At 49.5% G+C, this 6,220-nt stretch carries 3 protein-coding genes and 3 pseudogenes; 3 read left to right on the forward strand and 3 right to left on the reverse strand.

The features are described 5' to 3' along the window. Positions 1 to 171: 171 nt before the first annotated feature. Together IAE27_RS28800 and IAE27_RS28805 are read left to right on the forward strand one after the other, a co-directional pair. Positions 172 to 393, forward strand: a pseudogene (locus IAE27_RS28800) (IS6 family transposase); the annotation flags it as partial. An 85-nt stretch (positions 394 to 478) separates the two neighbouring features. Continuing rightward, entirely contained in the window at positions 479 to 1,105 is a 627-nt protein-coding gene (locus IAE27_RS28805; protein WP_200093358.1) for a LysE family translocator, read from the forward strand. 181 nt (positions 1,106 to 1,286) lie between these two features. Here IAE27_RS28805 and IAE27_RS28810 read toward each other — a convergent pair whose 3' ends face one another. The 3 genes and pseudogenes from IAE27_RS28810 to IAE27_RS30040 form a co-directional block, all read right to left on the reverse strand. Beyond that, a complete protein-coding gene (locus IAE27_RS28810) occupies positions 1,287 to 2,891 on the reverse strand; it encodes an alkaline phosphatase (RefSeq protein ID WP_227685339.1) in 1,605 nt (534 codons plus the stop codon). A gap of 259 nt (positions 2,892 to 3,150) precedes the next feature. Further along, positions 3,151 to 4,073: pseudogene (locus IAE27_RS28815) on the reverse strand (IS5 family transposase). 77 nt (positions 4,074 to 4,150) lie between these two features. After that, positions 4,151 to 4,243 (reverse strand): annotated as a pseudogene (locus IAE27_RS30040) (IS6 family transposase); the annotation flags it as partial. Positions 4,244 to 4,412: 169 nt separating this feature from the next. Here IAE27_RS30040 and IAE27_RS28820 point away from each other — a divergent pair. Next, positions 4,413 to 6,053 carry an ABC1 kinase family protein gene (locus IAE27_RS28820; protein WP_200093360.1) on the forward strand — a complete coding sequence of 547 codons (1,641 nt, stop codon included), beginning with the start codon at positions 4,413 to 4,415 and terminating at the stop codon, positions 6,051 to 6,053. Positions 6,054 to 6,220 lie beyond the last annotated feature (167 nt).

Below are 6,220 nucleotides of genomic sequence, written 5' to 3' on the forward strand. Positions count from 1 at the left end.
GGTGACGGAATGTCACCCGCAGAACAATTTTATCAGTTAGCTGCCTGAAAAGTCAGCAGGATACATTTTGCTGACATGCATACGCTAATGCTACAGAGCCATAATGCGGGTTCTGTCGCCTTAAGGCGGCAGAACCCGTAAAACATGGCTGCTCACTTTCACCTAGACCGTATCTCAGCCAGGCACACATCAGAAAAAATAAATTGGAGTCATTGCCGCAATCTGAAACAGATTATCAAGGTCAAACCCGGATTCAAATCGATGAAGATGGCTTACGCCACTATAAAAGGGATTGAAGTGATGCGTGCGCTACGGAAAGGTCAGGCAGAATCATTTTATTTTGGCCATCCTTTGGGCGAGATGCATTTGGTAAGTAAAGTCTTTGAAAGATAGGACCTTTCTGTAACACTAACGGTTGCCTCATCATGATCTTTGCAAGAGTGCCTGATATAGTGCAAGTTTTGGCGAGGAATATTCTATGTCTTTAACTGCCCTGATGGCTTTTGCCCTGATTATGTCTGCCGGGATCGTCACTCCTGGCCCGACAGTTCTGCTTTCTCTCAATAATGCGGCCCGCTTTGGTATCAGACGGGCATCATGGGGAATAATTGGCGCAGCAGCAGCGGATATCCTTCTCGTGGCGCTGGTCGGTTTAGGATTTGGTGTTGTTCTGGCTGCTTCGGAAACACTTTTTGTCACTCTTAAGTGGGTCGGTGCTGCGTGGCTTGCTTATATCGGCTTGCGGATGTTGCTTTCTTCTAACACTTCTTTGCCTGGTGGTATGGAAGAAATGGCTCCTGCGCGTCGCTCGCTTTTTCTCAAAAGCTTCTTTGTCGCCATGAGCAATCCTAAATATTACATCTTCATGACCGCATTGCTACCTCAGTTCGTCAGTACGGCGCAACCAGCCTTGCCGCAGTATGCCAGCCTGGCGGCAGTGATAGTTTTAATCGATGTGGCGGTGATGTTGGGTTATGCGGTTTTGGGTAAGAAATGCGTCAGTCTTTGGAAAGCCAGTGGCATTAAATTGATGAACCGTATCAGCGGATCGTTTCTGTTAATCCTCGCGGGTTCGGTAGCTTTGTATCGTAAAAACAGCACATAAGCTTCCCTCCAGATGAAAGGCCTATGTCACTAACGCGACAGAGCCTGAAAACAGCCTACCCGACCAGAATTGATGACAGAATGGTGCTCGCCCGGCGCTATGTTCATGGTCAGGAAGCAATCGACAGGCGATTGAAATTCCTAACCATGAACTGGACTTTTACATTCTGAGCAGTACGGGTTTACCGTACGACTTTCTCAACGGCTGAACCGTCCAGCGCCGCCTTCACCACGCGGAATACGTCGGTATTGTCGATATACTTCCCGTCATTCAGACCCACGTATTTAGCGTAACCAGCATCGGTGCCGCGCACGCGTGAAGCGAAGGCTTCTGCGCCTGCGCCTTTCGCCCACAGCGGAACCAGCGCGTTAGAATGGTTGCCGGTCGGGCGGAAGGATATACCCGGCATCTGACCCTTGCCTTTATTGGTAACTGCTTCAAACGCGTTTTTCTGCGCGTCCGGACCCATCGGCATCCCGTTGTCGTGATCGGTGGTGACAATCAGCAGGGTTTCACCCCAGTTGCTGTTCTTCTCTACCCATTCGATCACAGACGATACTGCGTTGTTGAAATCAGCAGTCTCTTCGATCAGACGACCATATTCCACGCCCATGCAGTTAGGGTTGTAGGAGTTACCCCAGTCGCCTTTGCCAGTACATGAGTTGCTGGTATGTGCGGACCAGTCGGTCGCGCCGCCTTCAATCATCACAAAGAAGCCGTTTGCATTTTTGCTCAGGTGCTGGATCGCCCCTTCGGTCATGGTTTTCAGTGTCGGGACAGTGCGGATATACGCATCGCCGGAAGGTGTTGCCACATCTTTACCGACGATCGCCGCCTGGCGTCCCTGCTGCAGGGTGCCGTTCGGAGCAACGTTCGGGGAGCCCAACAGCGGGCCTTCATAGCGCAGAGCACCATTTGCCAGCTGGCTAAATTCATCCGTGCTGCGAATCACTTTCCACGGCTGGCTGGCACCGGCCGGCGTCAGTTTACCGGAGGTCAGCTGATCCGCTTCGGCTTTCGCCAGATAGCTGTATGCGTCCTCACCACAACCTACGGCAGACTCACCCTTCGCCAGCTTGCCGCAATCGGTACCGTTCGAGTTAAAGCCCGGCAGACCGGTTCCCATAATCAGATCCAGTTTGCCGGACGTCAGCATCTGGTGAGAAATGGCATGATAGTCGTTGCGGGATGCGTTCTGTGCGCCAAACGCCGCAGGCGTGGCGTGAGAGAACGGCACACTTGTGACGACACCAGTCGCTTTACCCTGACCTTTCGCAACGAGGGTAACAAAGATTATCGGCTTGCCGTTGTTGTCGACGTTAATCGCGTTGTTATAGGTTTTAGTACCCGATGACAGCGCGGTACCGGCAGCGGCACTGTCGGTTGGGTCGGTTGCCAGATACGCGTAGCCTTTAAACGGCAGATCCTTATCGGCATTCGGGCTGGTATCCCAGGCTTTCTGCGCATCGTAATTGACTAACGAATCATTGTTATGGGTTGCTTTTTTCGACGCGTTCAGCGGATAGGTTGTCATGGCATATTTTACCGGGAACCCGGCGTATGGAGTCTGGTCACGGTCACCGTACTGCCAGTAGGCCGTTGCGTCCCAGGTCCCCCAGCCAGCCCCGTCATTGATCATCACAATCACGTTTTTGGCTTTTACCTCAGCCACCGTAGTAACAGAAGGTTCGGCGGCAGCCATACCGGCGAAGGATAGGATGCCGAAAGCTAAATGGCTTTTACGAAACAGAGCGGAAGCATTCAGCGCGGTGCGTTGACGGGTCATACAAGTTCTCCATTGGTTTAGAATAACATAAGTTATTTTCAAATCATTTCAAATTATCTCTCTTTATTTCGATTGAGTATTGAGATGTCGTATGACAATTAAATGACAGGTAGCAGGTGATGTCTCTAATTAGTTGAATCTGATGTATAATTCTGGCTTTTGGAGTTATCTCACGGCCTGTGTTAACGTTCATTGTCGGTAATGAGGCTTTGTTGAATAAATCAGATTTCTGGTGAATATCCCTGTAGCTGGTTGTGTTTCAGGCAATACGCACGCTTTCAGGCATACCTGCCTTCGTCATTTTGTTCAGCGCCCGTACCATGGCCATAGCCTCCGCCACCTGACCATCGTAGTCATGCAGCGTCAGTGAACCATCAAACAACCGCTTTACCCGGTACATCGCCGTTTCCGCTATCGAGCAACGGTTGTAATCTGTTGTCCATTTCCACCGGGCATTACTCCCGGTCAGCCGCTGATTTGCAACAGCACGGTTTCTGTCTACATATTCTCCTGACCAGTAACCAGCTCCTTTCCGGGGAGGAATAAGCACGCTGATTTTTTTGCGTCGCAGTTCATCGTGACAGAGCCGGGGGGCGTAAGCGCCGTCTGCCACTGCTGTCCAGATTTTTCTGTGAGTCTGCCGGATAAGATCCGGGAAGGCTTCTGAGTCCGTGACGTTATTCAGCGACAGATCTGCACAGACAATTTCATGTGTGCTGCCATCGACAGCAAGATGCAACTTTCGCCAGATACGACGGCGCTCTTTGCCGTGCTTTTTGACTTTCCATTCGCCTTCACCAAAGATCTACAGCCCGCTGGAATCAATCACCAGGTGTACGATTTCACCCCGGGTGGGTGCTTTGAAACTGACATTAACCGACTTTGCCCGCTTACTGACACTGATGTAATCCGGACTGCGCAAAGGAGCTTTCATCAGGGTAAAAATGGAATCAATAAAGCCCTGCACAGCCCGCAGGGTCAACAGGAATACGTGTTTAATGACCAGAACGGTGGTGATGGCAAGGTCAGAATAACGCTGAGTTCTTCCCCGTGAAGAAGGAGTTGCCGGCTCATACCAGGCCTGAATCGCCTCATTGTCCAGCCAGAAGTGAGGGAGCCGCGGTTGATAAGGGCTTTGTTGTAGATGGGCCAGTTGGTGATTTTGAACTTTTGCTTTGCCACGGAACGGTCTGCGTTATCGGTAGGATGCGTGATCTGATCCTGCAACTCAGCAAAAGTTCGATTTATTCAACAAAGCCGTTCAGGGAGTAAGCCAGATACCAGCGAACACACTGAGCAATAATATCAACAGGATAGTGCAGACGTTTGAAGGCTTTTCGGATCAGCTGCATAGTCAGGTAACATAGCAAAAGAACAGCATGTTATCTGACGACATCTTAATGCGACATAGCCTTACCAAGTGCCGTGTATACTGAGGGTTAGTCGTAGTTCATTTGTTTTTTCTTAATGATCATCGATAAATGCGTCCGGTGGCAACATGTAAAAATGGAGCAACATAAAATGATAAAAACGGTAATAGCTACGGCACGAGACAGAGCACGACTACAGGAGATAACCAAAGTACTATTGCGCTATGGGTTGCAGGATTTGATGAAGCTTATTGGCCTTGCAGGTTTAGTTAGTATACTTAGTCCACGCAGTGAACAAGACGTACGTCCTCTACCTGTCAGGGTCTCAGCTGCACTTGAAGAACTGGGCCCTGCTTTCATCAAGCTTGGACAGATCCTTTCTACACGCAGCGATCTTTTGACTCCAGAGTGGAGCGAAGCACTGGGCCACCTGAATGCCAATACCAGTCCTCTGCTCTGGTCCTCTCTGGAAACAAGGTTTGTTGAGACGCTCGGTGACACACCCAGAAATTTGTTTGCATGGTTTGATGAAACACCATTGGCCAGCGGCTCAATCGCACAAATTCATCGTGCCCGTCTGAAAGAGGGAGACGAGGTAGTAGTTAAAATTCAGAGGCCAAATATTGAAGCAACCATACGTGCCGATTTACGCATTTTGCACTTTTTAGCAGAAAATGTCGAGCAACGAAGCAACGCCTTAGCCCGGTTTAGCCCCGTAGTATTGGTTCGTTATCTGGAGAACGCATTACTTCAGGAACTGGACTTTCGCTATGAAGCGGCTAACAGCGATAGATTGCGCAACTATTTCGCTATCGATAAACATGTTGTCATCCCTAAAGTCTACTGGCATTGGACCCGTCCGCGTATTATGGTTCAAGAGTTTCTTCACGGCACGTCACCACTGGACAGGCAGCGGTTGGATACCGTAGGTCTGGAAGGAAAACTCCTGGCTCGCCGGGGGGCGGAAGCATTCATAAAAATGGTATTCGACTTTCGCATTTATCATGCCGACCCTCATCCAGGTAACGTAATGGCACTGGAGGGTAACAGGGTCGGCTTTATCGATTTTGGCATGGTAGGACATCTGAGTGAAATCCGTCGTGACGAGTTGATTTCCCTTATTTATTCTCTCAGTCGACGTGATATCAGGGGTATAGTCGATGCGCTTATTGTCTGGAGTGTCCACCAGGAGTTGAATATTGCTGAGCTGGAACTTGCAGCAAATTACTTCATGCAAAAGCAAGGCTCCCGCACTTTACAACTGGGCAAAGTACTAACCGATATGCTCGCCACAGCCAGAGAGTTTCACTTGTCTCTCCCCCCTGACCTGGTGTTGCTTTTCAAGGCACTCATCACCGCCGATGGCGTGTTGATTACAATGGATCCGCAGTTTGATATTATTGAGTTGATTCGCCCATACCTGAAAAAAAAGCTCCTACAGAGGTACAGCCGATTTACAAGCCGCAGGAGGATGGTGGAGCTTGGTAATCTAATGTTGGACAGCGGCAACACGTTTCCGCAAACCCTGCGGCTTTTGATACAACGTCTGAGGTACGGCCGTCTTCACGCTGATATTAATGTTGAGAATATCAGCCAACTGGGGAGGTCGTTGGAACGGGCAGCCTCAACGCTTGCTCTGGCTATCGTACTTGCTGCTACTGTACTCGCGTTAACTCCTTGGCTACTTAATCTTGGTCTAAGTATATATGCAGTGCCGGTAATCCCGGTAATACTTGTTCTTTGTGGAGTCGGAGTAACCGCTTGGCTAATAAAGCTATTACGGTTGCGTTAAAACACAAACGGCTAGAGGCTTTGTTGAATAAATCAGATTTGGGGCAGGCATCTTAGTAGTCGGATACAGGCCTCAGATAATACGTACGTTTTCTTGCATGCCTCCCTTGATGGTTAGGAAATTGAATTATCGTTTTAAAAATTTCCTGACCATGAACATAGTCTTCG

It is taken from the genome of Klebsiella sp. S69, assembly GCF_016516145.1.
Classification (GTDB): Bacteria; Pseudomonadota; Gammaproteobacteria; order Enterobacterales; family Enterobacteriaceae; genus Klebsiella; species Klebsiella oxytoca.